Below are 26,997 nucleotides of genomic sequence, written 5' to 3'. Positions count from 1 at the left end.
GTGGATATAAAAGAAAATTTAAAATTATTTACAGAAAAAATTCCAAGTAACGTTCAACTTATTGCTGTATCTAAAACAAGAACTATTGAAGAAATGGAAGAAGCTTATGATTTTGGCATTAGAAAATTTGGTGAAAACAAAGTTCAAGAAATAGTAAGAAAATTTGATGAGTTTCATAAAGATGTACAGTGGCATTTAATAGGTCATCTTCAAACTAATAAGGTGAAATATATAGTTGATAAGGTTCATCTTATACAGTCTTTAGATAGTGTTAAATTATTAAAAGAAATAGAGAAGGTATATGGTAAACATAATAAAGTTGCCAAAACTTTGATTCAAATTAACATAGGAAGAGAAGAACAAAAGTATGGTATATTAGAGGAAGAATTAGATAGCCTTATAGAAGCTGTAGAATCTTGTAAAAATGTTAATGTTTTAGGTATTATGACCATAATTCCAAAGGGAACAGAAGAAGAATGTAGAGAATATTTTAAAAGGACTCACAAGATTTTTTCTGACTTAAAGAAAAAAAGCTTTAAAAATATAAATATGGATATTCTATCAATGGGAATGTCAGGTGATTATGAGATTGCTATTGAAGAAGGAAGCAATATGGTTAGAATTGGCCAAGGAATTTTTGGGAAAAGAATATATAAATAAAATTAGGAGGATATGTGTATGTCAAAAGTAGTTAGTAAAGTTAAAAGTTTTTTAGGATTTGATGATTTTGAAGATGATGATGATGTAATTGAAGAGGAAATGATTATAGAAGAGGAATCTGTTGCACCAGTTTTATCTTCTAAAAAAAATAGTAAGGTTGTAAATATTCATACAGCAAATACTGCAAAATTAATGATAACTAAGCCATTAGTTTATGATGATGCAACTGAAATATGTACTGCCTTAAAAAATAGAAAGATAGTTGTTATAAACACAACTTCATTAGAGCTTAGAACAGCTCAAAGATTAATAGACTTCGTTGGTGGAGCTTGTTATGCTTTAAGTGGAGAACTTCAAGAGGTTGAAAAGGGAGTATTTATAGTATCTCCTTCAAATGTTGAAGTTACAAACGAACTTAAAAGTGAATTAAGTAATAAGGGTATGTTTAACTGGGCTTCAAAATAAGATGAATAAAAAAGATTTTATAAATTTATTAAATTTAGAGGAGTTTGAAGCTTTAAAGCTCTTTGAAAGATTTAATTTAGCTAGGACAAAAAATATTTCAGTATTTACTGATGAGTTTTATACTCCAGATGTATGGAGCACTCTTCAAGAATTGAATTTATCTTCTATAAAAATTGAAAGTTTTGGTTTTTTTGAAGATGGGGAAAGGCGAGTAATTGCTTTTAATAAAGATGAATATTCAGATTATCCAATAAGCCTTTTAAGGATTCATTGCAATACTAAGTTTTCAAAATTAGAGCACAAGGATTATTTAGGTTCTATTATGGCTTTAGGAATAAATAGAAGTAAGATTGGTGATTTAATCTTAAGAGATGATAATTGCTATGTCGCTGTGCATAACAGTATAATTGATTTTTTATTAAGTAATTTAACTAAAATAAGAAACCTTAATTGTAAATGTGAAATAGTTTATGATACAGAAGATATACCTAAGCCTAGCTATGAGGAGAAAAATATAATAGTAACTTCTAAGAGGTTAGATTGTATAATTGCAGCCTTAGGTAATTTATCTAGAAATAAAGCCTTAGATGCTATAAATTCAGGTAGCGTCCTTTTAGATTATAGAGTAACAAAAGATAAAAGTAAGGAAGTTTCAGAAAACTCAAGAATTACCTTAAGAGGTGTTGGAAAATTTAGAATAAAAAATATTTTTGGGACAACGAAGAGTGGTAGATTAAAATTGACAGTATTTAAGTATACATAGGAGTGTGATTATATGAAGTTAACCCCAATGGATATTAACAATAAAGAATTTAAAAGAGTTTTAAGAGGTTATTGTCCAGAGGAAGTAGACGAATTCTTAGACCAAATTGTTGAAGAATACGAAATTCTTTTTAAAGAAAATACTTCTTTAAAAGAAAAACTTGCAAGTTCTGTTGATAAAATAGAGCACTATAATAAGATTGAAAATACTATTCAAAACACTTTATTATTAGCACAAAATACAGCAGAACAAGCAAAAAGTAATGCTCAAAAAGAAGCTGATGTAATAATAAAAAGTGCTAATGATACAGCACAAAGAATATTAGATAAAGCTAATAATGATGTTATACAAATAAATGATGAGTATGATAGAGTTAAACAAGAGTTTACAAAGTTTAGAGCTAAATTTAGAAGCTTTATGAACTTCCAAATAGATACTTTTGATGATTTAGAAAAAGATTTTATTAAGAATTTTAATATAACTAAGCCAGAGGAACAACCTGAAATAGAGGAACCACAAGGAATACAAATTGACTTTGAAGATGATGAAAAAACTGAGCTTAAAGACATTTATGAAGTTGAAGCAAGCTTTGACGATGTAAATGAAATAAAAAGCTTTTTCGCTGAAGAATAAATAGTATTTAAAAAAATCTCACTTTACTTTAAGGTGAGATTTTTATTTTTAATTAATTATTTTAATTGTTGAAATTTAATATTTTATTATATAATATTTAAGATATAGCTTTAAATATTTACTTTAGAATGGAGCAAATAAACTATGAGTTTAAAAAAAGAAGTAATAAAAGTAACAGAAGAAGATAAGGGGATAAGAGCAGATAAGTTTTTATCACTTAAAATAGATGGAGTTTCAAGAAACTTTATTCAAGGACTTTTTGATGAAGGAAAAATTTTAGTAAATGGAAAAGTTCAAAAAGGAAAATATAAGCTTTCAGAAGGAGATTGTATTGAGGTTGAAATACCAGAACCTGAAGAATTAAAGGTTGAAGCTGAAAATATTCCTTTAAATATAGTTTATGAAGATGAGGATATAATAGTAGTTAATAAGGAGAAGGGAATGGTTGTTCATCCAGCACCAGGAAACTATACTGGAACTTTAGTTAATGCATTATTATATCATTGTAAGGATTTATCAGGTATAAATGGAGTTATAAGACCTGGAATTGTACACAGAATAGATAAGGATACTTCTGGAATATTAGTTGTTGCAAAAAATGATAATGCTCATCAAAAATTAGCAGAACAATTTAAAGACCACAGCATAAAAAGAGAATACTATGCAATTGTTGAGGGGAGATTTAAAAAAGAAGGTGGCACAATTGATGCACCTTTAGGAAGACATCATAAGGATAGATTAAAGTATGCTGTAGTTAAAGAGGGAAAAAGAGCAGTTACTCATTATGAAGTTCTTAAGGTTTTTAATTCTTGTTCTCTTGTTAAATGTACTTTAGAAACAGGAAGAACACATCAGATAAGAGTTCATATGGCATTTATAGGGCATCCTTTACTTGGAGATACTGTTTATGGCTTAAAGAAACAAAAGAAATTAAGTCAAGAAGGACAGATTTTACATGCTAAAACTTTAGGCTTTATTCATCCTACTAAAGGAGAGTATGTTGAATTTGATTCTGAGTTACCAAATTATTTTAAAAATATTATAGAAAAGTTAGGAGAGTGTTAGATTATGCATCTTAAGGCAAGTTTATTAGATGAAAACGCTATAAGAAGAGCCCTTACAAGACTTTCACATGAGATAATAGAAAAAAATAAAGGGGTAGAAGATATAGTTTTAATTGGAATTAAAAGAAGAGGATATCCCTTAGCTAAAAGACTTTCTGCATTTATAGAAAAATTTGAAGGAATTAAAATTCCAGTTTGTAGTGTAGATATAACATTATATAGAGATGATTTAACAGACCTTAGTGATACTCCAAATTTAAATGACCCTAAAATAGATTTAAATATAAAAGGTAAAAAGGTTATTATAGTTGATGATGTTTTATATACTTGTAGAACTGCTAGAGCTGCAATTGATGCCATAATGGATCAAGGAAGACCAGAGTTTATACAATTAGCTGTTTTAGTAGACAGAGGACATAAGGAATTACCAATAAGAGCTGACTATGTTGGTAAAAATATTCCTACATCAAAGGATGAAATAGTAAAGGTTCAAATTAAAGAAATTGATGGAATTGATTCAGTAGAAATATATGAAAACTAAGGAGTAATTTTATGGATTATAATTTAATAGCTACTGCAACATTTGGATTAGAAGCTGTTGTTGCAAAGGAATTAAAAGAGTTAGGATATGAGGATTTAAAAACTGAAAATGGAAGAGTTCATTTTGAAGGGGATGAAATGGATATTGCCATAACAAATCTTTGGCTTAGAACAGCAGATAGGGTTTTAATAAAGGTAGCTGAATTTAAAGCAGAGAGCTTTGAGGAGTTATTTAATAAAACTGTAGAGATTGATTGGAGTGAATATATACCATTAGATGGTAAGATGCATGTTGTTGGTAAATCAGTTAAGTCAAAACTTTTTAGCGTACCAGATTGTCAATCAATAGTAAAAAAAGCTGTAGTTAAAAGTATGAGTAGAAGTTATGGAAAGGACTGGTTTACAGAGGATGGACCAGTTTATAAAATAGAAGTTGGGCTTTTAAAGGATGTAGTTACATTAACAATAGATACCTCAGGAGAAGGCTTACATAAAAGAGGGTATAGAGAAAATTCAGGTAAGGCTCCACTTAAAGAAACTTTAGCTGCTGCTATGGTATTACTTTCAAAATGGAGAGGAGAACAACCTCTTATAGACCCATGTTGTGGTTCTGGAACAATTCTTATAGAGGCAGCTATGATAGCTAAAAATATAGCACCAGGATTACATAGAAAATTTGTTTCAGAAACTTGGCCTTCAATGGATAAGGAGATATGGGAACAAGTTAGAGAGGGAGCTGAAAAATCTATAAAAAACATTCCTTTAGATATAACTGGATATGATATAGATAGTTGGGTTTTAAGCACAGCTAAAAATAATATAAGAAAGGCTGGCTTAACTAATTGTATAACTGTAGAAAAAAGAAATTTCTTTGATTTTTCAACTAAGAAAAAGTATGGATATATGATTACAAATCCTCCATATGGTGAAAGAATAGGAGAAAAAGAAGTTGTTTCAAAATTAAATAAACACTTTGGTGAAGTTAAAGAAAAGTTAAGTACATGGGATTTTAATATTTTAACTGCATGTCAAGATTTCCAAAAAGAGTTTGGAAGAAAGGCTACTAAAAATAGAAAACTTTATAATGGTAGACTTTTATGCTATTATTATCAATATTTAGATAATAACTTAAAAAAATAATTAAAATAAAAAAGTTACAAATAGACTAAATTCTATTTGTAACTTTTTTTTTATTTAATTTTCTCTAAGTTTATTTCCTTTGGAGAATCTATATAAACTGTTTTGTTAGTTGAGTATATTACCATTCCAGGTTTTGAACCAGAAGGTTTTTTTACATTTTTAACTAAGGTATAATCTACAGGTATTTTATTTCCTCCCTTTCCTTTGCTATAAAAAACAGCTAAATTAGCAGCTTCTTCTAAAGTTTTATCAGGAATGTTTGTGCTTTTAATAATTACATGAGAACCTGGTATATCTTTAGTGTGAAGCCAAGTATCATTTTTATCAGCAAATTTTAAGGTTAAGTAATCATTTTGAATATTGTTTTTACCAACATAGATATCTATACCATCAGAGGAAATATAATGATATGGTTTAGAAACCTTGTCTTTTTTCTTTTTATTATTATTTTTCCTAAATCTTATATATCCAGTTTCTATAAGTTCATTTTTTATAGCATCAATGTCTTCATAATTATCTGCAACCTGTATGCTTGAAGAAACAGAGTTTAAATATTTAAGTTCATCTTCATTTATGGCAAGTTGTTCTAAAGCAGATTCTTCAGCCTTTTTTAACTTATTATATTTTTTAAAGTAAAATTGAATATTTTCAGAAGGTGTCTTATTTTCATCAAGAGATATATTTAAATACTCCTCTTTATCGCTATAATAGTTTAAAAGATTTACAGATTTATCTCCTTTTTTTATGCTATATATGTAAGAAGTTAAAAGTTCTCCTTTTATTTTATATTCTTCTTTTTTTTCACATTCTTTTAAAGTATTTTCAAGAACCTTAATTTTTTTTAAGCATCTTTCTATATTGGTGTTTACTAATCTTTGAATATCAGCACTTTTCCCATGAAGTCTATCTTGTTTATCCTTATTTGCATAAAAAGCATCTAAAAGAGTACTGCTACTTTCATAGAATTCTTTATTATATTTTTGTAAAATACTTAAATCTTTAAAATAAAAGTCTATAATTTTATCATCTTTATAGAATATAATATTTTCTATATCTTTAAAAATATTATTAAAATAGTTTGATATAAAATTGAATATATCATCAAAAACATAGGAATTTTCAAATTTAGATTTAAATAAAGTATACATCTCTAAAGAAAGATTTTTACCTACACCAGTTAAAAGTTTTGAAAAAATCTTTTCATCTAATTCATTATTATTATCTTTTAACTGGATTTTTAAAGCTTCTTTTGAAAAATTAAAGGGATTTAGCTTATCAGATGCAGGAGGAAAAACATAATCTACTCCAGGGTATAAAACTCTAAAACTATTTTTATTTGCTGTAATATGCTTTATTGATTCCATAATTTTATTATCTCTTTTTCTAACAAGAGAGATATTACTATGTCTAGCCATTATTTCTACAACTAAAGTATATACACTATCAAAGCCCATTTCATCTTTATTTGCTATATCAATTAAAACAATTCTATCTGTAGATTTTTGATATATATCAATTATTCTTCCACCTGTTAAATATTTTCTAAGTACCATACAAAAAACAGGAGGTTGTAATGGATTATTCTTATTTATTGTAGTAAAATGTAATCTAGGGTATTTTGAACTTGAGGAAATTAAAAGTTTTTTATTTTCTTTTCCTCTTACATTTATAATTATTTCATCCTTTTCAGGTTGATTTATTTTGTCAATTCTAGAATTTATTAATGAATTTTTTAATTCGTTTATTAAGTTATATAAATAAATACCGTCTAAAGCCATGATTTTCTTTCCTTTCTAAATTGATTGAACTTACAGTTAGTATACATCTTATAATAAAAAGTATCAATAATAGGTAAATTTGAGGTGATAATATGAAATTTTCAAAAATGCATGGAAATGGAAATGATTTTATAGTAATAGAAGATTTAAATAATGAGTATTTAGGTAAAGAGGGAGAAATTGCTCAAAAAATGTGCCATAGAAGATTTGGAATTGGTGCAGATGGAATCTTAATAGTTAGAAAAAATGAAAATTGTGATGTAGAAATGGTAATAATAAATTCAGATGGTTCTTATGCTGCTATGTGCGGAAATGGAATAAGGTGTTTTGCAAAATATGTCTATGAAAAGGGCATAGTAAAAAAGAATGTATTAGATGTTTTAACTGGAGATGGAATTAAAAGAATATTTTTAGAAGTTCAAGATAATAAGGTTAAGAATATTACTGTTAATATGGGATTTGGTGATTTTAATCCAGAAAATATACCAGCTCTTTGTATGGAAGAAATAATAGAAAAAGAAATAAATATAGGAGATGAAATTTTAAAAATAACATCTTTGCTTATGGGTGTGCCTCATACTATTATATTTGAAGAGGAAAGATATCCTATAGAAAATGGGGAGTATATAGAAAAATATAAATTATTTCCTAAGGGAACTAATGTTAATTTTTGTAAGGTTAATAATAGAAATGAAATTGAGGTTAGAACTTGGGAAAGAGGTGCAGGTCCTACTTTAGCTTGTGGAACAGGTAACTGTGCTTCAGTTGTAGCTGCTAATAAATTAGGTTTTGTAGATAAAGAAGTAAGGGTAATAGTTCCAGGGGGAGAATTAAAAGTTATTATTGAAGAAGATGGAGTAAAAATGATAGGTAATGCTTCATTTATTTGTGATGGCACATATTTATTTTAGAGAGGGAAGTAAGTAAATGAGAAAAGCTAGTGCTTTAAGTTTATTAATGTTGTTTATTTTATCAACATTTTTTTTAGGTTGTAGTTTTAATGAAGGAGCTACTGAGGAAAATGGTGATAAGAAAAAATTAAATCTTCCAAAAAATATTGTATCTACTGTTTCAGGAGATGAAGTTAGTTATTATGGATTAAAAGAGGATTCTTTAGAAAAATTAGATTTAAATATTAATGGCGTAATGGAGGCTTATAGTCATGAGTTAGATTTAGCTATTTATAGAGAAGTTTTAGATAAAGGAACTAATTTAATAATAACTAATGGGATTAAAGAAAAGAATATAGAAGTAAAGGGAAACATTGAGGAATTAATGGTTAGTCCTAAAGAAAGTAAACTATTATATAGGTACAATACAGGAGAAAATATAGGTTATAAAATATTAGATTTACAAGATTTTAAGGAATTTTCCTTTGATGAAAATTTAGCTATTTCAGGGGAAAATGTTAAGTTTTTAAATGAAGAACAATTAATTTTATACGGAGTTGATTTAGAAAAGAGAAAAAGTGGAATATATTTATATAATATAAAAGAAGGAAACTATGTATTAGAAAAGACTATAGATAAATCTTTTATAGATTATATAGAGCCATTAAGTGAAAAGGAAATTTTTTATACTAAAAGTTCTATAGAAGGAACTAAAGCTTCTTATATTTTCAACTTAGATACTAAAGAAGAAATATTAATATCAAAAGATGTTTTAGAAATTGATTCTTTATGTAAAATAGAAGATAAAATATATTTTATAGGTGTAAAAGGAGAAGGAATAAAAAGTTTGTATTCTATAGATATAAAAACTAAATCTATAAATAGATTAGTATATGATTTTCCAAAAAATCTTTCAGACAATCCTTATTTAATATCTTTAGATGGAAATATATATTTTCTTGGGTTTCAAGAAAATGCTGATAATAATGGATTATATAAATATAACCCAAGGGATAAAAGTGTAAAATTAATAGATAAAGATAAAGGACAATTTATTATAATGAAATAAGGTAAGGAAATTAGAGTTCTAGATTATTAAATTTTTTTAATGATTTAGAACTTTTTTTGTTTAAAAATTTATTTAGTGGTCAAGTATTATTCATAGGGAGGTATAAATATGAATTATACACTAAAAGATATTGATATGAACCTTATGAATAAAATTTCTAAAAATACGGCTTTAGAGATGAATTTGATTTCCTTAAAAGAGGTTGATGAAAAAATATACTTTTATACAAATAAAGAGACCTCAAAAAAGAGAGAATATTTATCTTTAATATTTAGAGATAAAAAAATAATTTTTGAAATTGGAAAAAAGGAAGAAATAGAAAAGCTTATTGAAGATTGCTATGGAGAAAAGGGAGTAGAAGAAGGAAAAACTATAGATGAAGAGGTTTTAAGCTTAATAAATTTAGGTATAGAAAAAAATACTAGTGATATTCATATTGAGCCATTTCAAGAATATGCAAATATAAGATTTAGAATAGATGGAACTTTAATTTTGCTTAAAAGAATAAAGAAAGATGTATATGAAAATCTTGTAAATAAAATAAAATTAAAGGCTGATATGGATATAAGTGATAAGTTAAGAGCACAAGATGGAAAAATATTTTTTAAAAGTAAAAAATATAATTTTGATTTAAGAATTTCCTCAATTCCAAGTATCTTTGGAGAAAAAATAGTAATTAGAATTTTATATAAGAAGAACAATTTTATTAATATAAAAAATTTAAATTTAAAGAAAGAACAAAATGAAAAAATAAATAAACTTTTAAAATTAAAACATGGAATGGTTATTATTAATGGACCTACAGGAAGTGGAAAGTCAACAACTTTATATGCACTATTAAATTCTATAGATAAGGAAGGTATAAATATAAGCACAATAGAAGACCCAGTAGAATTTACAATAGAAGGAATAACTCAAACAAATGTTAATGAAAAAATAGGTTTAAGTTTTGCAAAGGGATTAAAACATATATTAAGGCAAGACCCTGATGTAATATTAATTGGAGAAATAAGGGATGAAGAAACAGCAAGGATTGCCATAAGAGCATCTATAACTGGGCATAAGGTATATTCAACAATACATGCAAATAATGGTTTTGAAGTTTTTAATAGGTTATTAGATATGGGGGTTGAAGGGTATCTTTTAAAAGATGGTATAAAGGCTATAATTACTCAAAGATTGATTAGGAAAAACTGTGATAAATGTAAGAGAAAATTTAAATTTAACAATGAAGCTTTTGATTTTTTTAATAAGTATTTTGTTACCTTAGATAATTACTTTAAAGGTGTAGGATGTGAAGAATGTAATTGGACTGGCTATAAGGGGAGAAAAGCTATTTGTGAAATAATATTTCCTAAAGAATATAAAAGCTTAGAAGAAATTAAATGGGGAGAAGAACTTTTAAAAACTTGTTTTTCCTTAGTTAAAGAAGGAGAAGTTTCTTTAGAGGAGTTTTATTTGTTAAAGGAGTGTGAAGGCATAGATGTTTAAAGGGAAGGAAGAGTCCCTTTATATATGTTTAAATCTAAGCACATATATAAAGTCAGGAATGCCAATAGGAAGAGCCTTAAATTTAATAAAAATAAATTCTAAAGATAAATCTTACAAAGAGTCTATAAGCAGAATTGAAGCAAAGGTTTTAAATGGTGAATCTTTATCGAGAGCTTTTAGTGAGGAAAAATTATATCCAAGTATTATGAAAGATATGATAAAAATAGGCGAGGAGAGTGGTAACTTAGAAGAAGTTTTAGAGAAATGTGCTAAAAATATACTTTCTGAAATTGAAATGAAAAATAAGATAAAAAAAGCACTTAGATATCCTATAACACTTTCTATTGTTTTAGTGCTTATGATTTTTTCTTATGCAACATATATTTTACCTCAGTTTATGAATATGTATGATTTAAGAGAAATAAATAATTCTAAAATATTAATTTTATTAAATAAGTATATTGATTTTGTAGAAAGAAATCCGAATGTGGAAATTATAATATTTTCTTATTTTTTATGTTTTTTAATTTCTTTATATTTAATTTTAAAGGTAATAAATTTTAAGGTTATTTTAGAAAAGATTAATATATATAAAATGTATTACGAAATTAGAATACTTTTTATAATTAATATGGTTTTAAGTAGTGGTATTTCAATTAGTAGAGCCTTAGGGATTTTTGAGAATAGTTTAAGTGATTTAAAACTTAGAGAATATATAAAAGAAATAAATAAGGAGTTGTTAAAGGGCGAAACTTTAAGTTATAGCATAGGTAATATAAGCGTCATATCGAATTTATCAAGGGGATTTTTAGTAACAGGAGAAGAAAGTGGCTTATTTAATAAAAGTATTCAGTATCTTTTAAAAATAAGAGAAAGAGATTTTGAAGATAGTTTAAATAAAGTTATAAAAAAGATAGAACCAACTATGTTTCTTTTATTAGGTCTTGTAGTTTCTGTTATGATGCTTTTAGTTTTAGTTCCAACCTTTGAGGGAATGAAATATGTATAGAAAGAAAAAGGGTTTTACTATTTTTGAATTAATAATATATTTAAGTGTTATTTCACTTATATTTTTAATACCTAGTTCTTTTAATATTATTAAAAATAAAGGCTACGAAATAAGAGTTCAAGAAGAGATAAAGAGTGTTCATGATTTTTTGATAAAAGCTAAACAGTTTTCAAAGATTGATAATTTAAGTGGAGAAATAATTTTTGACATAGCACAAAATAGGTTAATATATAAAAATATTAAAAGAAGTAAAAGTTTAAAGCTTAAGGAGGTTAAGGTTAGTAATAATATGAAAAATCTTATTTATGTAACAGAGGAAGGTATGTTAAATACTTCTGGGACTATTATATTAACTGATAAAAATAAAAAGAAAAGAGAAATACGAATAACTACAGGATTAAAGAAAATTAATATAAGGTGATTTAATATGAATAAGAAAAAGGGATATTTATTAGTAGATTTATCCTTAGCTTTATTTTTAATAGGGCTTCTTTTTTTAGGAGTAAATAAGAATTTTAAAATGTATCTTAAAACTAATAATTATATAAAAGAAAATTATGAAGTATTAGATGCCATGACTTCTTTATCAATGGAAATAAAAAATAATTTAACCTTTGAGGATATTAGGTCTTTTAAAGAAGATTCTTATGTATTAAGAGACTTTGAGTTAGAGAATTTAATAAGAAAAGACATAAAGGATTTCCTTTTAGAAAATTTAATTTTAAGCAAGGAAGAAAATTCTTTAGGGTTTAATATTTATATAAAGCATTTAGATGATTACGAAAGTAATATAAAAATAAGTTATAAGAGTATTAAACCTTATATAAAAGAAGAAGTAGAGGTGAAGATATACAAATTTTTAATAAGGTAGATAATTGTTTTTATAAAAGAAAAAGAGGATATTTACTTATAGAATTAGTTATTTATTTAAGTTTTTTAGGACTTTTAACTTTGATTTTAACTAAGAATATGAGCTTTTATATTAAAGAGTATAAAAATCAGCTTTTAAATTCAAGAGAAAAAAACTATATTTTAGATGCAGAAATGTATTTAAGTTATAGATTTTTAAATGAAAATTTACAAGAGATTAGAATTTTAAATAATTCAATTATATTTAAGTTTTTAGAAAAAGAAGGTGGAACTTTAAAAAGTGTAGAAGATAGAATAATGTTTTCAGAGGATAAGTTGTATGTGGATTTTGATTATAAAAATATAAGAAGAAATGGGGCAGGTCAAGTGCTTTTAGAAAATGTTGAAAATTTTAAAGTTTTTCAGAAGGAAAATTTAATTTATATAAATCTTAAAGTTAAGGAGCAAAAGCAACGTTTTTATTGTTATGAAAAAGTGTAAAGGTTTTATATCTATAGAAGTAATTTTAATTTTCTTTGTGTGTAGCTATATGTCCTTAGCTCTACTTTATAATTCCTTTGAAAGGAGAGAAACTTTACATAGAAATTTTAAAGTAGAATATGGAAAATTAAATAAAGAAAAAGAGGAAGAAGATTTTTTAAAGTATTTAATAAAAGAGGAGATATTAACCTTAAATAATTATAAAGATATAGATTTTAAAAAGGATAATTTGAAGATTTTTTATAATAAGGACAAAGAACTTTTAAACTTAGTAAGAAAAGATAGTATAAGTGGGCTTTTTTATAATTCTTATTATAAGGTGAAAAATTTAGAGGAAGAGATATTCTTAGAAAGGAAGAAAGGAGTTTAAAGTTTGATAAGGAAAACTCTAATAGTTAATAATACTAGTGATATTTCAATTATAGAAAAATGTAAGGATAAAAAAATTAAGGTAATAATTTTAAATGAAAATATTTTTATAGAAATAATTCCTTTAAATAAAAAGGAAAAAATAGAAGATAGGGTAGAAAATTTTATAAGAAATAGGTTTTTTAATTATGAAGCTTTAGTTCATTATGAGCTTTTAAGATATAAAGGAAAAAGATTTATAATAGTATATTTTTTATCAAGTGATGAAGTTTTTAAAAGAATAATAGAAGAAAAGGAAGAAGTTCTTATAAAGATTCCAAAACTTACTTTAAAAGGAGTTTATGCTTTGTTTTTTAATAAAGTTATTTTAGAAATTGAAAATTTAAATATAAGAGTTTATATAAAAGGAAAACTTTTAGGAGAAAAGAAAGTAGAGGACAGTAATATTTTTTATGAAATAGAAAATGTATTAAATTTTTTAGAGGAGAATCTAAAAATAAAACATGAAAATATTTTCTTTAAAGTTAAGGATGAAAATTTGAAAAAAGAACTAAAGGATTATTTTTTTAAAAATATTTTTAAAGAAGAAGGGGTGAAAGAAAATATATATAAAAAAGCATAAGAAATTTTTATCTAAAAGTTATGTTGAAAATTATAATAAGAAAGTTAAAAATAGAATAAAGATTTACATATTACTTTTAATTTTAATTAATTTATATTTTTATGGAAGTTTAAATGTTGAAAAAAATAGAGTAAAAAGTGAATTTGAAAATTTTAATAAAATAGATAGAGTCTATTTAGATAAAGAGTTTATAAAAAATATAGAGAATATAGAAGGTTTAATAGATAATTCTAAGGTTTTAAATCTAAACATGGAAAATAAGCAGTTAGAAGTAGAGGTTGAAAATACTTATAAGGATTATATAATAAATTATTTTTACAATATTAAGGGAAAAATAAAAAATATAAATTTAGAAGAAAGTAAAAATAGTTATTTGATAAAAGGAGAGTTAAATTGAAGAAAGTAAAGATAGATATTATTTTAATATTAGCTCTTTTATTTATATTATTTATTCAAAGTCTTTATTTAAATTCATTAAAAAATTATACTTTTAAAGGTGAGGAAATTGTAGAGAATATAGAACTTAGAACTATTTTAAAAAATATAAAAAATAATAAAGCTATTTTATTAAATTTAGAAAATAATATTGATTTAGAAGGAGAAATATTATTTACTGGTTCTTTAGAAGAACTTAAGGAGTATGTAAAACTTTTGAATAATAATAATTTGCATATAACTTCTTATAAAATAGAAAAATCAGAAGAATTAAGGTGTTTTTTAGAGATAAAAGGTATATAGTCTTGTAAATTTAATGAAAATAATTGCATTTATTATTAGCTTTTGATAAAATATGATTGTTGTTTTACACTTTAAATAGTAAATAAGTAACAAGGTAGCTCTAGAGGGTATTAATTTATCTTAAAGGGTTATAATATAAAATGAATTAATAGATTTTGGAGGGATACTTAATGATATCAGGAAGTGATTTAAGAAAAGGAACTACTTTTGAGCTGGATGGACAAGTATATACAGTTATAGACTTCTTACATGTTAAACCAGGAAAAGGCGCTGCTTTCGTTAGAACTAAGTTAAGAAACGTTATAATGGGTGGTGTTACAGATAGAACTTTTAACCCAACTGATAAATTACAAGAAGCTATAATAGAAAGAAAAGAGATGCAATATCTTTATTCAGATGGAGAGTTATACTACTTCATGGATCAAGAAACTTTCGAGCAAATTCCTTTAAACCATGAAAAAGTTGAAGATGCTATAAAGTTCTTAAAAGAAAATATGAACGCAGTAATTAAATTCTACAAAGGAGAGGCTTTCTCAGTAGAAGCTCCAAACTTTGTTGAGTTATTAATAACTGAATGTGAGCCAAGTGTTAAAGGTAATACAGCAACTACAGCTATGAAAACAGCAGTTGTTGAAACTGGAGCAACAGTTATGGTTCCAATGTTCGTTGAAGAAGGAAATACTATAAGAATAGATACTAGAACTGGCGAATATATGGAAAGAGTTTAATTAAACTTATTTTAAATATATTTAAGTTGAATTTATCTGTTAAAATATAAATAAAAATAAAAATATGCTAAGCTTTTAAAGCTTAGCATATTTAATATAAGGAAGTGATTTCAGTGAAGGAAATTAAAACTAATATTAGCACTTTACTTAAAACTATGGATAAAAACACAGAACTAGATGAAACATTTAAAAATTCATTAAATGACATATTATTATCTTTAGTAGATAAAATAGAAGAATTACAGGTAAATGTTGAAACCTTAGAAGAAAATGTAGACTTATTAAATGATGATTTAAGTGGTGTTCAAGATGAACTTTTTGAAGAGTTAACTCTTGAAGAACTTGAAGAATATGATGATGAATATTGTGAAGTGGTTTGTGATAAATGTCATAAGACAATATACATAGAAAAAGATATATTAAATAAAGCTGAAAGTATACCATGTCCTTATTGTGGAAATGAATTTGAAGTTTAAAAAAACTGTACCTTTTAAAAGGTGCAGTTTTTTTTGTTTAAATAAAAAAATAATAAGAATAATTTCTTATGTAAAGTAATAGATTTAAATAGAAAGGAGGGGGGACTTTGAAAGAAATATTTTCTGTTTTATCAGAGAGAATAAATAGTATTTTAAAAGGTGCAGGAGATTTAAGAAAGTTACAAGAGGTTAGGATTAAGGTTGGAAAGCCCCTTAATATAGTTTTAGATAATAAAGAATTACTATTTAGTTATGAAATTACAAGAGAGGATATTAAAAATATAATACAAAAAATAAGCAATTATTCTTTATACGCCTTTGAAGAAGAAATTAGACAAGGATATATAACAATACAAGGAGGACATAGAGTTGGTTTAGCAGGACAATGTGTAATTGAAAAAGATTATATTAAAACCATAAAAAATATAACTTCTTTAAATATTAGAGTTTGCAGAGAAATAATAGGTTGTTCTAATAGTTTGATGGAAAGCTTAGTATATAACAATAGAGTTTATAACACTTTAATAATATCTCCACCTAAGTGTGGAAAAACAACTTTATTAAGGGATATTACAAGAAATATTTCAAATGGATTAAACAGTATTTCCCTTACTGGAAAAAGAACAGTTGTAATAGATGAAAGAAGTGAGATTGCAGCTTGTTATAAAGGTGTTCCACAAATGAATGTAGGAATTAGAACAGATGTTTATGATAATTGCATAAAAAGTGAAGGAATGATGATGGCTGTTAGAGGTCTTTCTCCTGAAGTTATTGTTTGTGATGAAATAGGAACATATAAAGACATGGAAGGGCTAATGATGGCTTATAATTCAGGGGTTAGTATCATAGCTACCTTACATGGAAGAAATATTGAAGAATTGTATAAAAGACCTGTTTTTAAAGAGATTGTAGAGAATAAAGTTATAAATAAAGTTATAGTACTTAGCTCAAGAAGGGGAGTTTGTACTGTTGAGGGGATATATGTTGTTTAAAAATAAGAAAACTATAGGATATAGGAGGAGAAAATGAAGATATTTTTTCTTGGAATTATTATTTTTTTAAGTTCTTTAATTGGATACTTATATGGAGAGGGATTTAGACAAAGACTTATTCAACTAAAGGAATTAAAGAGAGCTTTAATTGATTTTGAAAATGATATTTCATATACTTACACACCTTTACCAGAGAGTATAGAAAATATAGCTATTAAATCTAAAAGTCCTATAAAAGAATTATTTAATGAAATTTCTTTAAAATTAAAAAATAATCAAGTAGAAAATGTATATATGGCCTTTAAAGAAAGTATAAATGAACATAAGAAAAAAATGAACCTTAAGCCTAAGGACTTTGAAATCTTATTAGACCTTTCAAAATCTTTAGGAGAAACTAATATTTCAGGTCAGGTTAAAATTTTCAACCTAGCTAAAGAAAAGCTTAATATGGAGTTAAAAATTGCAGAGGAAGAATGTAACAAAAATACTAAGGTTTATAGATATTTAGGAGTTTCTTTAGGTGCCATGATAGCTATATTTTTGTATTAAATTTTAACATTTAAATTTAGAGGGGGTAAGTTTATATGTCTGATTTATCTTTAATTTTTCAAATTGCAGGAGTTGGAATAGTTTTAGTTATATTAGATAAGGTCTTAGAGCAAAGTGGGAAAAAAGAATACGCAACTCTTGCTAATATTGTAGGAGTAATAATTATTCTTACTATGATGATCCAACTTATAAGCAGATTATTTTCATCAGTTAAATCAATGTTTTTATTTTAAAATTTAAAAATAAACTTAAGGGGAGGAGGATATTTAAGAAATTTAAAAGTATTTAAAACTTTTAGGTTACTTAGATTTTAAGTATGGATGTAATTATACAGGTAATAACTTTTTCGCTTATAACTTTATTTTTATATATGGTGTTAAAAGATAATAAAAGTACATTATCACTTTTTATTTTATTATGTGCAGGGATAATGATTTTTATTTTTATAATGCCCTATGTAAATGAGATAGTAGCTTTTATGCAAAATATTGCAAGAGATTCTGGTATGGACTCTTCTTATATAGCTATAGTTATGAAAATTATTGCCATAGCATATCTTTCAACTTTTTGTAGTTATATATGTAATGATGCAGGGGTAAGTGTATTAGGGAAAAAAATAGAATTTGCTGGAAAAGTAATGATTTTATTATTAGCAATACCAATAATGGCTAATATATTAAACTCTATTTTAAGCATAATGTAGGAGCTAAATTATGAAGAAGTTAACAAACATAATATTATTATCTCTTATATTTTTATTTTGCTTTAATTTAAATGTTTTAGCAAAGGATAGTTTAGAGAGTTCAAAGGAGAAAATAGATAATGATTCAAGAATAGAAAGGTTTTACGACTATATAAATAATCTAGAAACTGAAGAAGATATCTTAGGAGATATGACTGCTAAGGATTATATAAAAAGTTATTTAGAAAGTGGAGAAGACCCTATAACATTAAAAAAAATAGGAGCATCTATAGTTAGTTATATTTTTAAGGAGATAAAAATAGTTTTAAAGTTTATTGCTTCTATATTAGTAATTGCTCTTTTAAGTGCATTACTTAAAAATTTACAGGAATCTTTTAATATTGAGGAAGGAGTAACTCAAATTGCTTTCTTTGCCTGTTATGCACTACTTATTATGCTTCTTACTAAAAGCTTTTTCATATCTCTTAATTTAGGAAAGGAAGTTTTATTCTCAATTATTGATTTTATGAATGTTATAATTCCAGTTATTATAATGCTAATTGCAACATCAGGTGGAATAACTTCAGCTCTTACTATAGATCCTATAGTTTTAGGAGCAGTTTCTATAACACCTAGAATATACACATATTTCTTATTTCCACTTATTTTAGCTTATTTTACCTTACAATTTGTTAATAATCTTTCAAGTGAATTTAAAATAGATAGAATGTGTAAGTTTATAAAGCATGTAATAATGATATCTCAAGGATTTATATTAACAATATTTGTTGGAATATTAACTTTAAGAGGAATGACTGCAGATACCCTAGATGCAGTTGCTGTTAAAACTGTTAAATTTGCTGTAGATAATTTTGTTCCTATAGTAGGTAAGGCTTTTTCAGATGCTATAACTACTGTAGCTGGCTACTCTTTAGCTATGAAAAGTGTAATAACATCTTTAGGAGTAATAGTTTTAATTATTATTGTTATTTATCCAATATTAAAAATAGGGATTATGGCAATATGCTTTAAACTAACTTCAGCAGTTATAGAGCCTGTAGTTGATTCAAAAATATCTAGTAGCGTAGAAACTGTAGGAGAGGCTTTATTTATGATAATGTCTTGCATAATAAGCGTAAGTATAATGTTCTTTATTATGGCAGCTATGATGGCTACAGCAGGAAATTTTATTGTAGGAGGATAGAGTAAGGTGGAGCTTTTAAAAAATTGGATTTCAACTCTTTGTATTGTAGTAGTAATAGTTTCTATTGCACATATTATTTTACCTAATTCTTCTATAAAAAAACATGTTAAGTTTACTTTTTCATTAATAATACTTTCTGTTATGTTAGCACCTATACTTAATCTTTTAACTTTTAATAATGAGGTTAAAGATTTTGATTTTAGCTATAAAAATACTATTGAAAGGGAGGCTTTTAAAGAAGAAAGAGAATCTTTTTATGATGACAAAGCTATTTTATTGAGCATTGAGAATAATTTAGAAAAGGCTTTAAAGGATGAGTTTTATGAAAAAGAATTTTTGGTTTCCTTAGAAGGAGAGGTTAGTTTTGATGAAGTTAAATTTAATATAAAAAAAGCTAATATTAAGGTTTTAGATAATAAAAAGATAAAAAAGGTAGAAAAAATAAAGATTGGAGATGATTTAGAAAAAAAAGAAGAGAAAAAAGATGCTTTTTTATCTAAGGTTGAAAAATTTGTTGAGAAGGAACTTGAAATATCTAATGAAAATATAAATGTATTTTATGAGTAAGGAGGTAGAACTTAAGGGTGAAAGGGTTTAAAGAGAAGTTTATATCTTTCTTTAAGGAAAAGAGCATTGTAAATTTAATCATATTACTTTTATTAATTATAATGATTTATTTAGTTGTGTCATATTTTACAGGTGTAAACAATATATCTAAGAGTGAGAAAACAAATTTAGAAAATATATCTAGTGAGCAGCAAGTTGAAAATGAAATTGAAAAAGGCTCTGAAGTTTTAGGTTATCAAGAAAAACAAGAAAAGGATTTAGAGAGGATATTAAGCAAAATAGAAGGTGTTGGAGAAGTTGATGTTGTAATAAATTTTCAAAGTAGTGAAGTAAAAGTACCAGCAGTAGATAATTCTTCTCAAAAAAGTACAACAGAGGAAACTGATAGTGAAGGAGGAACAAGGGTTAATTCTCAAGAAACAGATGGAGACAAAATAGTTATGTCAAATAGCTCAAGTGGAAGTGAACCAGTTATATTAAAAACTGAAAAGCCAGAGGTTTTAGGAGTTATGGTTGTTGCAGAAGGTGCAGAAGATAGCAAGATAAAGTATGAAATAACAAAAGCAATATCAAGCTTATATAACATAAGTGTAGATAAGGTAAATGTATTGGCTATGAAAAAATAAAATTAAAATTTTAGGAGGTTTACTATGAATAAAAAACAAGCAGGGATTATTTTAACACTTTTAGCTTTAATAGTTTGTACTGGAGTATTAGCAACAAGAGTTAACAATCAAATTAAAGAAAGTATGGGAGAAGTTCCTACAGCCTTTGGAGAAAATGAAGAAAAAGCAGCTGAAACTACATCAAATTATTTTTATGAATCAAGAAATTTAAGAGAGCAAAAGGATTCTAAAACTATTGATAATTTAAAAGCTATTGTAGAAGATAAAAACACTTCAGAGGAGCAAAAAGAAGAAGCAGAAAAAGAATTAACTGAAAAAACTATGGCAAGAGATTATGAAACAAGAATAGAACTTAGCATAAAAAGTAAGGGTTATGAAGATGTAATATGCTTTATAGATGGTGATAATGCAAAGGTTGTAGTTAAAACTGATGAAGAATTAACTCAAGAAAAAATGGTTGAAATTCAAGATATAGTTATGAATGTATCAAAAGTTTATGACGTTGATATAGAAAAAAAATAATTAATTGTATTGTAATTAGTTATTTGCTATAATGAACCTATAACTAATTAAGATTCGTGAAGATTAGTAGGAGGGTTCAGCTTTATGAATGAAATGAATAGAGATGAAGCTAACTTAGGTATAGTAAATATATCTGATGAAGTTATCGGTGTAGTTGCTGGTATAGCTGCATCTGAGATAGAGGGAATACTTGAGATAAATCACAATAATAGCACTGGAATAGGACATAAATTTTCTAAGAAAAGTTTAGGTAAGGGCATTAAGGTTAATGTAGAGAATGGTGAAGCAGTTATTGAAATTGGTGTTACTGTTCAATATGGAGTTAAGATACCTGATGTAGTTTCTCAAGTGCAGGAAAACGTAAGAAGGACTGTAGAAGCTATAACTGGACTTAAGGTGGCACTAGTGAACATATATGTGCAAAACATAATTATCTTAAAAGAAGAAGATAAAAATGAAATATTAAAAAAATAGTAGTCACCCTCTGTTTTCAGAGGGTGTTTCCTTGTGTTAAATCATTAACTTATGATTAATAATATAAATTAAGACAATAATACTAAATAGAGTATTTTTAAAACATAGGAGGATATAATGAATAGAGTAAAATCAAGAGAATATTTATTACAATTAGCTTATCAAATGGAAATAACATCAGAAACTGCCTTAGAAACTTTCGATTCCTTTATGGAAAATGAAGAAATTAATAAAGATGATTTAGATTTATCATACATAAAATCATCTTTACTAGGAATAGAATTAAATAAGGAAAAATTAGATTCTTTAATAGAAGGTGAATTAGTAAAATGGAAATTAAATAGAATTTCAAAGGTTAATTTATCAATTTTAAGAATCGCTACATATGAAATGTTATTTGTAGAAGATATACCAGAGAAGGTATCAATAAATGAAGCTATTGAACTATGTAAAAAATATTCAGATAGTAAATCTGTTTCATTCATAAATGGAGTTTTAGATAAAATATATAAAAATATTAAGTAGTCTAAATTTTATTTTAAGTTTAAAATTGGAGGTAAGGTAATGAATAAAATTTTAAGCGGAAAAAAAGTAGCTATAGACATAAAGGGGCAGATTAAAGATTACACAGATAAATTAAAAAACTTAGGAAAATCTTTAAAAATAACGTCTATACTAGTTGGGGATGATGGAGGCTCAGTATATTACCAAAACTTCCAAGAGAAATTAGCAAAAGATTTAGGAATAGAATTTGAAAAGGTAAAATTAGATGAAGGTGTTTCAGAAGAAATTTTGAAGCTTAAAATAGAAGAACTAAATAAAGATAAAAGTGTAGATGGAATAATGCTTTTACTTCCTTTGCCAAAACATATTAATGAAAAAGAAGTAACAAATTTAATAAGTGCTGATAAAGACTTAGACTGTTTGTCTGAAGTAAGCGTAGGTAGATTTTATAAGGGAGAAAAATCATTTATTCCATGTACTCCAAATAGTGTAATAACTCTTTTAAAGGCTTATAATATTAAAATCTCAGGAAAAGAGGTTGTAATTGTTGGAAGAAGTAATATAGTTGGAAAACCTCTTTTTCAAATGTTTTTAAGTGAAGATGCTACAGTAACTTTATGCCATTCAAAAACAATGAATTTACAAGAAGTTTGTAAGAGAGCGGATATATTAGTAGTAGCTATTGGAAGAGCTAATTTTATAGATTCTTCTTATATTAAAGAAGGAGCTATTGTTGTTGATGTTGGAACTAGTGAAGTAAATGGAAAAATAACAGGAGATGTTAATTTTGATGATGTTTATAATAAGGCATCTTTTATTACACCAGTTCCAGGAGGAGTTGGTTCTTTAACCACAACTCTTCTTTTAAAAAATATTTGTAAGGAGTTAGATTAGAATGAAGCTAAAGACATTATCTGTTTTTGAAGTTAATAACTATCTTAAGAAGTTAGTTGAGAATGACTTTATATTAAAAAATCTTAATGTCAAAGGTGAAATATCTAATTTAAAATTCCATTCAAGTGGTCATATTTATTTTTCATTGAAGGATGAAAATAGCAAAATTAACTGCATTATGTTTAAAAATAATGCAGTTAATTTAGATTTTAGACTAGAAGAAGGAATGAAGGTAGAAATAAAGGCTAGATTAGGTGTTTACCAAAAGGAAGGAAATTACCAACTTTATTGTGAAAATATAAAAAAAGCTGGAGTTGGAGAACTTTTTGAGGAATTTCATAGATTAAAAAAAGAACTTAGAGAAGAAGGAATTTTTGACGAAGCGTATAAAAGAGAATTACCTGCTTTTCCAAAGAAAATAGGTATAATTACAGCAAAAACTGGTGCGGCTATAAGAGATATGATAAATGTAATTAAAAGAAGAAATAAATCCTTAGAGATTATATTATATCCTGCAAAGGTGCAAGGAGAGGGCGCTGCTGAGTCAATAATTGATGGAATTAGATATTTTAATGATAAAAATTTAGTAGATGTTATAATTTTAGGCAGAGGAGGAGGTTCTATTGAAGAACTTTGGGCTTTTAATAATAAAGAATTAGCCTATGAAGTATTTAATAGTAAAATTCCTACGGTATCTGCTGTTGGACATGAAATTGATTTTACTATTTGTGATTTTGTAAGTGATGTAAGAGCAGCTACACCATCAGTTGCAGGAGAGATAGTTTCTCCTTCTTTAGAAGATATGAAGAAAGCTTTAGAAAATAAAAAAATGTTTTTATATAATCTTATAGAAAGAAAAATTTTAAAAAGTAAAAATAATTTAGATATATTAAATAGGCAGTTAATTAGTAATAACCCTAAAAATATACTTGAAAAGAGAAGAAAAGAAATTATTTCTTTAGAAGAAAAGCTTAATATTTTAGGAAAAATTAAAATTGAAAAATCAAAGGATGAGTTAGCTAAGTTAAATAGCTTATTGCAAAGTTTGAATCCTTTAAATACCCTAGGAAGAGGTTATTCATTAATAACTGATAATAAGGGTAAGGTTTTATATGAGATTGAAGAATTAAAAAAACAAAGCAATATAAAAGTGACAATGAAGGACGGTTCCGTTTATATAGATATAAAAAATATTAATGAATAAGGAGCAAAAATTAAAGATGGCTAAAAAAGAAAATACTTATGAAAGTATGATTGATGAATTAAATGAAATCGTAAAACAGCTAGAACTTGGAGATTTAACTTTAGAAGAGTCTATGAAGGCCTATGAACAAGGAATAAAGATAGCTAATAAATTATACAAAAAGTTAAATACCTTAGAGGGAAAGATAAAAGTTGTTGAAGATGGTAAAGAAGAAGACTTTGGAGGATATAATAATGAATATTAGTAGTTTAAAGGAAGAAATAGATGAGTCTTTAAGAGAATATTTTAATTGTAATAGAAAGTTTAATAAGGTTTTATATGATTCTATGGCTTATAGCATAAATGTAGGAGGGAAAAGAATAAGACCTATATTAATGCTTTTAACTTATTATATTTATAAAGAAGATTATAAAAAAATATTAAAACCTGCTATGGCGATGGAGATGATACATACGTATTCTTTAATACATGATGATTTACCTTGTATGGATGATGATGATTTAAGAAGGGGACAGCCAACTAATCATAAAGTTTTTGGAGAAGCTATTGCAGTTTTAGCAGGAGATGCACTTTTAAATGAAGCTATGAAGGTTTTAATTGATTATTCTTTACAGGAAGGAAAAGATGCTTTAAAGGCAACAAAAGTTATTATGGATGCTTCTGGTTCTGATGGAATGATTGGTGGACAAATAGTTGACATAATAAATGAAAAGAAAGAAGAAATATCAATAGAAGAGTTAGATTATATGCACCTTAAGAAAACAGGAGAATTAATAAAGGCTTCTATAATGGCTGGGGCTATTTTAGCTAAGGCTTCAGAAGAAGATATTAAAAATTTAAAGGAATTTGGATACAAGTTAGGCTTAGCATTTCAAATAAAAGATGATATATTAGATGTAGTGGGAAATGCAAAAGACTTAGGGAAGAATGTTCACAAGGACCAAGGAAATAATAAAAATAATTATATAACTCTTTTTGGATTAGAAGAGTGCAAAAGAAAATGCGTGGATATAACTAGGGAATGTATAGATATCTTAGATAAAATAGAAGGTAATGTAGAACCTCTAAAGGTATTAACTATAAAACTTTTAGAGAGAAAATTTTAATAAAGGATTTGGTTTAAATGAGTGAAATTCTACAAAAAATAACTGATCCTAAAGAGATAAGGGATTTAGATGAGAAGGATTTAGAAAAATTAGCTAAGGATTTGAGAGAATTTTTAATTTATAGTATTTCAAAAACAGGAGGACACTTTGCTTCAAATTTAGGTGTTGTAGACCTTACTGTTGCTTTATTTAAAAATTTTGATTTTAGTGAAGATAGAATAATTTGGGATGTAGGCCATCAAGCTTATGCCTATAAAGTTTTAACAGGAAGAAAAGATAAATTTTCAACTTTGAGGCAATATGGTGGACTATGTGGTTTTCCAAAGAGAACAGAAAGTGAATATGATTTCTTTGCAACAGGGCATAGTAGTACATCTTTATCTGCAGCAGCAGGTATGGCAAGAGCTCAAAAAATTCTTGGTAAAAATAATAAGGTTATAGCTGTAATTGGTGATGGTGCCTTAACAGGTGGTATGGCCTTAGAAGCCTTAAATGATATTGGATATAGAAAAGATAATTTAATAATAATATTAAATGATAATCAAATGTCTATATGTAAAAATGTTGGAGGGCTTGCAACCTATTTAAATAAACTTAGAATGGGGGAGGGGTATAATAAATTAAAATCAGACATTGGTTCTACCCTAGATACCACTTCTTTAGGCAAAAGAGTAAAGACTTCTCTTTCTAAGTTAAAAGACGGAATTAAAAAAATTGTAGTACAGAGTATGTATTTTGAAGATATAGGAATAAAATATTTTGGTCCTGTAGATGGACATAATATTAAAGAATTAAATGAAGTATTAGGTATAGCAAAAAAAATAAAAGGTCCTGTTATAATACATACTATTACTAAAAAAGGAAAAGGGTATGAATTAGCAGAGGAAAATCCTAATAAATATCATGGAGTATCTCCTTTTGACCTTGAAAAAGGAGTGGTTTCAAAATTTGGAAGTAGGAATTATTCATCGACTTTTGGAGAAGAAATGATAAATTTAGCTAAAGAAAATGATAAAATTGTTGCAATAACTGCTGCTATGCCAGATGGAACAGGATTAAAAGAATTTAGAAATGAATTTCCTAATAGATTCTTTGATGTTGGTATAGCTGAACAACATGCAGTTACCTTAGCAGCAGGAATGTCAGCAGAGGGTTTAAAACCATTTTTTGCAGTTTATTCAACTTTCTTGCAAAGAGCTTATGACCAAGTTTTACATGATGTTTGCATACAAAAGTTACCTGTTACTCTTTGTTTAGATAGAGCCGGTTTAGTTGGAGAAGATGGAGAAACACATCAAGGTATATTTGATATTTCATATTTATCTCCAATGCCTAACATGACAATTGTAGCTCCTAAATGTATAGATGAGATGAAAGTTATTTTAAATTGGGCAAGTACCTTTAATGCTCCTTTAGCCATAAGATATCCTAGAGGAGGAGATATATATAATAATCTAGAGCCTTTAAAAGAAATAAATTATGGTAAGTGGGAAGAAGTAAGAAAGGGAGAAAAAATAGCTATTATTGCTACAGGAAAAATGGTACAACATGCTATGATTGCTGCTGAAAAATTAAAAGAGGAAAAAGGATTAGATATTTTAGTTATAAATGCTACATTTATAAAACCTATAGATAAAAATATATTAAAGACTTTATCAAAAAATAAATTTAAAATTATAACTGTTGAGGATAATATTAAAAAAGGTGGTTTTGGAGAAGGAGTCTTAGAGTATTTAAATGAAATTAATCATAAAGAAGAGGTTACTATATTAGCCTTTGAGGATAAATTTATAGAGCACGGAAAGCCAGATATTTTATATAAAATAAATGGATTAGACCCAGAAGGAATAAAAAACACATTAGTTGAATTACTTTAAAGGAGAAAATT

Annotated in this window: 35 protein-coding genes; 34 read left to right on the top strand and 1 reads right to left on the bottom strand. The window is 26.1% G+C overall.

What is annotated here, in order from left to right:
- The 7 genes from AC4FRL_RS05300 (at window position 1) to AC4FRL_RS05270 (ending at window position 5,265) form a co-directional block, all read left to right on the top strand.
- Window positions 1-660, top strand: coding sequence for a YggS family pyridoxal phosphate-dependent enzyme (locus tag AC4FRL_RS05300; protein ID WP_491139169.1), 660 nt, complete (start codon window positions 1-3; stop codon window positions 658-660).
- A gap of 18 nt (window positions 661-678) precedes the next feature.
- Window positions 679-1,125 (top strand): cell division protein SepF, encoded by a 447-nt coding sequence (locus AC4FRL_RS05295; protein ID WP_491139168.1) that lies wholly within the window; start codon window positions 679-681, stop codon window positions 1,123-1,125.
- A 1-nt stretch (window position 1,126) separates the two neighbouring features.
- Window positions 1,127-1,888, top strand: a complete 762-nt coding sequence (locus AC4FRL_RS05290) for a YlmH family RNA-binding protein (RefSeq protein WP_491139167.1) — start codon at window positions 1,127-1,129, stop codon at window positions 1,886-1,888.
- A gap of 12 nt (window positions 1,889-1,900) precedes the next feature.
- A complete protein-coding gene (locus tag AC4FRL_RS05285) occupies window positions 1,901-2,521 on the top strand; it encodes a DivIVA domain-containing protein (RefSeq protein WP_491139166.1) in 621 nt (206 codons plus the stop codon).
- A gap of 144 nt (window positions 2,522-2,665) precedes the next feature.
- Window positions 2,666-3,586, top strand: a complete 921-nt coding sequence (locus AC4FRL_RS05280) for an RluA family pseudouridine synthase (protein ID WP_491139165.1) — start codon at window positions 2,666-2,668, stop codon at window positions 3,584-3,586.
- A gap of 3 nt (window positions 3,587-3,589) precedes the next feature.
- Window positions 3,590-4,126: a bifunctional pyr operon transcriptional regulator/uracil phosphoribosyltransferase PyrR gene (gene pyrR / locus AC4FRL_RS05275; protein WP_491139164.1), complete on the top strand. Its 537-nt coding sequence runs from the start codon at window positions 3,590-3,592 to the stop codon at window positions 4,124-4,126.
- Between the two features lie 11 nt (window positions 4,127-4,137).
- Window positions 4,138-5,265 carry a THUMP domain-containing class I SAM-dependent RNA methyltransferase gene (locus AC4FRL_RS05270; protein ID WP_491139163.1) on the top strand — a complete coding sequence of 376 codons (1,128 nt, stop codon included), beginning with the start codon at window positions 4,138-4,140 and terminating at the stop codon, window positions 5,263-5,265.
- Window positions 5,266-5,315: 50 nt separating this feature from the next.
- On the opposite strand, the gene AC4FRL_RS05265 is transcribed toward AC4FRL_RS05270, so the two are convergent.
- Window positions 5,316-7,043 carry an Rqc2 family fibronectin-binding protein gene (locus AC4FRL_RS05265; RefSeq protein ID WP_491139162.1) on the bottom strand — a complete coding sequence of 576 codons (1,728 nt, stop codon included), beginning with the start codon at window positions 7,041-7,043 and terminating at the stop codon, window positions 5,316-5,318.
- 92 nt (window positions 7,044-7,135) lie between these two features.
- Between AC4FRL_RS05265 and dapF the strand changes: the two genes are divergently transcribed.
- From dapF to dxs, 27 genes are all read left to right on the top strand, one after another.
- Window positions 7,136-7,954: a diaminopimelate epimerase gene (gene dapF, locus AC4FRL_RS05260; protein ID WP_491139161.1), complete on the top strand. Its 819-nt coding sequence runs from the start codon at window positions 7,136-7,138 to the stop codon at window positions 7,952-7,954.
- Window positions 7,955-7,970: 16 nt separating this feature from the next.
- Window positions 7,971-9,002, top strand: a complete 1,032-nt coding sequence (locus AC4FRL_RS05255) for a hypothetical protein (RefSeq protein WP_491139160.1) — start codon at window positions 7,971-7,973, stop codon at window positions 9,000-9,002.
- Between the two features lie 108 nt (window positions 9,003-9,110).
- Window positions 9,111-10,493 (top strand): GspE/PulE family protein, encoded by a 1,383-nt coding sequence (locus tag AC4FRL_RS05250; protein ID WP_491139159.1) that lies wholly within the window; start codon window positions 9,111-9,113, stop codon window positions 10,491-10,493.
- The gene (locus AC4FRL_RS05245) at window positions 10,486-11,502 is read left to right on the top strand and encodes a type II secretion system F family protein (protein WP_491139158.1); all 1,017 of its coding nucleotides are present in this window, start codon (window positions 10,486-10,488) and stop codon (window positions 11,500-11,502) included. Before AC4FRL_RS05250 ends, AC4FRL_RS05245 begins: the two co-directional genes overlap by 8 nt.
- Window positions 11,495-11,923, top strand: coding sequence for a pilus assembly FimT family protein (locus AC4FRL_RS05240; protein ID WP_491139157.1), 429 nt, complete (start codon window positions 11,495-11,497; stop codon window positions 11,921-11,923). Before AC4FRL_RS05245 ends, AC4FRL_RS05240 begins: the two co-directional genes overlap by 8 nt.
- 6 nt (window positions 11,924-11,929) lie before the next feature.
- Window positions 11,930-12,373, top strand: a complete 444-nt coding sequence (locus AC4FRL_RS05235) for a type II secretion system protein (protein WP_491139156.1) — start codon at window positions 11,930-11,932, stop codon at window positions 12,371-12,373.
- 80 nt (window positions 12,374-12,453) lie between these two features.
- Window positions 12,454-12,852, top strand: a complete 399-nt coding sequence (locus tag AC4FRL_RS05230; protein WP_491139155.1) for a hypothetical protein — start codon at window positions 12,454-12,456, stop codon at window positions 12,850-12,852.
- Entirely contained in the window at window positions 12,839-13,222 is a 384-nt protein-coding gene (locus AC4FRL_RS05225; protein WP_491139154.1) for a type IV pilin, read from the top strand. The genes AC4FRL_RS05230 and AC4FRL_RS05225 overlap by 14 nt, the downstream gene beginning before the upstream one ends.
- A gap of 3 nt (window positions 13,223-13,225) precedes the next feature.
- The gene (locus tag AC4FRL_RS05220) at window positions 13,226-13,843 is read left to right on the top strand and encodes a hypothetical protein (RefSeq protein ID WP_491139153.1); all 618 of its coding nucleotides are present in this window, start codon (window positions 13,226-13,228) and stop codon (window positions 13,841-13,843) included.
- Window positions 13,844-14,236: 393 nt separating this feature from the next.
- Window positions 14,237-14,581 (top strand): hypothetical protein, encoded by a 345-nt coding sequence (locus AC4FRL_RS05215; RefSeq protein ID WP_491139152.1) that lies wholly within the window; start codon window positions 14,237-14,239, stop codon window positions 14,579-14,581.
- A gap of 170 nt (window positions 14,582-14,751) precedes the next feature.
- Entirely contained in the window at window positions 14,752-15,309 is a 558-nt protein-coding gene (efp, locus tag AC4FRL_RS05210; protein ID WP_003451649.1) for an elongation factor P, read from the top strand.
- A 113-nt stretch (window positions 15,310-15,422) separates the two neighbouring features.
- Complete coding sequence (locus AC4FRL_RS05205) at window positions 15,423-15,785, top strand: CD1247 N-terminal domain-containing protein (RefSeq protein ID WP_491139151.1); 363 nt, start codon at window positions 15,423-15,425, stop codon at window positions 15,783-15,785.
- Between the two features lie 107 nt (window positions 15,786-15,892).
- Entirely contained in the window at window positions 15,893-16,777 is an 885-nt protein-coding gene (spoIIIAA, locus tag AC4FRL_RS05200) for a stage III sporulation protein AA (protein ID WP_491139150.1), read from the top strand.
- 33 nt (window positions 16,778-16,810) lie between these two features.
- Window positions 16,811-17,326: a stage III sporulation protein SpoIIIAB gene (gene spoIIIAB / locus AC4FRL_RS05195; RefSeq protein ID WP_491139149.1), complete on the top strand. Its 516-nt coding sequence runs from the start codon at window positions 16,811-16,813 to the stop codon at window positions 17,324-17,326.
- A gap of 35 nt (window positions 17,327-17,361) precedes the next feature.
- Window positions 17,362-17,559, top strand: a complete 198-nt coding sequence (spoIIIAC, locus tag AC4FRL_RS05190) for a stage III sporulation protein AC (protein WP_491139148.1) — start codon at window positions 17,362-17,364, stop codon at window positions 17,557-17,559.
- Window positions 17,560-17,642: 83 nt separating this feature from the next.
- Entirely contained in the window at window positions 17,643-18,029 is a 387-nt protein-coding gene (gene spoIIIAD / locus AC4FRL_RS05185) for a stage III sporulation protein AD (RefSeq protein WP_491139147.1), read from the top strand.
- 10 nt (window positions 18,030-18,039) lie between these two features.
- Window positions 18,040-19,212, top strand: a complete 1,173-nt coding sequence (spoIIIAE, locus tag AC4FRL_RS05180; RefSeq protein WP_491139146.1) for a stage III sporulation protein AE — start codon at window positions 18,040-18,042, stop codon at window positions 19,210-19,212.
- 6 nt (window positions 19,213-19,218) lie between these two features.
- Window positions 19,219-19,779: a stage III sporulation protein AF gene (gene spoIIIAF, locus AC4FRL_RS05175; RefSeq protein WP_491139145.1), complete on the top strand. Its 561-nt coding sequence runs from the start codon at window positions 19,219-19,221 to the stop codon at window positions 19,777-19,779.
- A gap of 17 nt (window positions 19,780-19,796) precedes the next feature.
- Window positions 19,797-20,405 (top strand): stage III sporulation protein AG, encoded by a 609-nt coding sequence (spoIIIAG, locus tag AC4FRL_RS05170; RefSeq protein WP_491139144.1) that lies wholly within the window; start codon window positions 19,797-19,799, stop codon window positions 20,403-20,405.
- Window positions 20,406-20,429: 24 nt separating this feature from the next.
- Entirely contained in the window at window positions 20,430-20,927 is a 498-nt protein-coding gene (locus AC4FRL_RS05165; RefSeq protein ID WP_491139143.1) for a SpoIIIAH-like family protein, read from the top strand.
- Window positions 20,928-21,011: 84 nt separating this feature from the next.
- Window positions 21,012-21,401 carry an Asp23/Gls24 family envelope stress response protein gene (locus tag AC4FRL_RS05160; RefSeq protein WP_491139142.1) on the top strand — a complete coding sequence of 130 codons (390 nt, stop codon included), beginning with the start codon at window positions 21,012-21,014 and terminating at the stop codon, window positions 21,399-21,401.
- A gap of 117 nt (window positions 21,402-21,518) precedes the next feature.
- Window positions 21,519-21,926, top strand: coding sequence for a transcription antitermination factor NusB (gene nusB / locus AC4FRL_RS05155; protein WP_491139141.1), 408 nt, complete (start codon window positions 21,519-21,521; stop codon window positions 21,924-21,926).
- Window positions 21,927-21,965: 39 nt separating this feature from the next.
- Window positions 21,966-22,799 carry a tetrahydrofolate dehydrogenase/cyclohydrolase catalytic domain-containing protein gene (locus tag AC4FRL_RS05150; RefSeq protein WP_491139140.1) on the top strand — a complete coding sequence of 278 codons (834 nt, stop codon included), beginning with the start codon at window positions 21,966-21,968 and terminating at the stop codon, window positions 22,797-22,799.
- A 1-nt stretch (window position 22,800) separates the two neighbouring features.
- Window positions 22,801-24,003 (top strand): exodeoxyribonuclease VII large subunit, encoded by a 1,203-nt coding sequence (gene xseA, locus AC4FRL_RS05145; RefSeq protein WP_491139139.1) that lies wholly within the window; start codon window positions 22,801-22,803, stop codon window positions 24,001-24,003.
- Window positions 24,004-24,019: 16 nt separating this feature from the next.
- Entirely contained in the window at window positions 24,020-24,247 is a 228-nt protein-coding gene (locus AC4FRL_RS05140) for an exodeoxyribonuclease VII small subunit (RefSeq protein ID WP_491139138.1), read from the top strand.
- Complete coding sequence (locus AC4FRL_RS05135; RefSeq protein ID WP_491139137.1) at window positions 24,237-25,109, top strand: polyprenyl synthetase family protein; 873 nt, start codon at window positions 24,237-24,239, stop codon at window positions 25,107-25,109. Before AC4FRL_RS05140 ends, AC4FRL_RS05135 begins: the two co-directional genes overlap by 11 nt.
- A gap of 17 nt (window positions 25,110-25,126) precedes the next feature.
- Window positions 25,127-26,986: a 1-deoxy-D-xylulose-5-phosphate synthase gene (gene dxs, locus AC4FRL_RS05130; protein ID WP_491139136.1), complete on the top strand. Its 1,860-nt coding sequence runs from the start codon at window positions 25,127-25,129 to the stop codon at window positions 26,984-26,986.
- The last annotated feature ends 11 nt before the right edge of the window (window positions 26,987-26,997 follow it).

The sequence above is a fragment of the Clostridium sp. TJA032 genome (genome assembly GCF_058310275.1).
The sequence above is the reverse complement of the archived record's forward strand: the minus strand, read 5'-3'. Positions and strand labels throughout refer to the sequence as shown.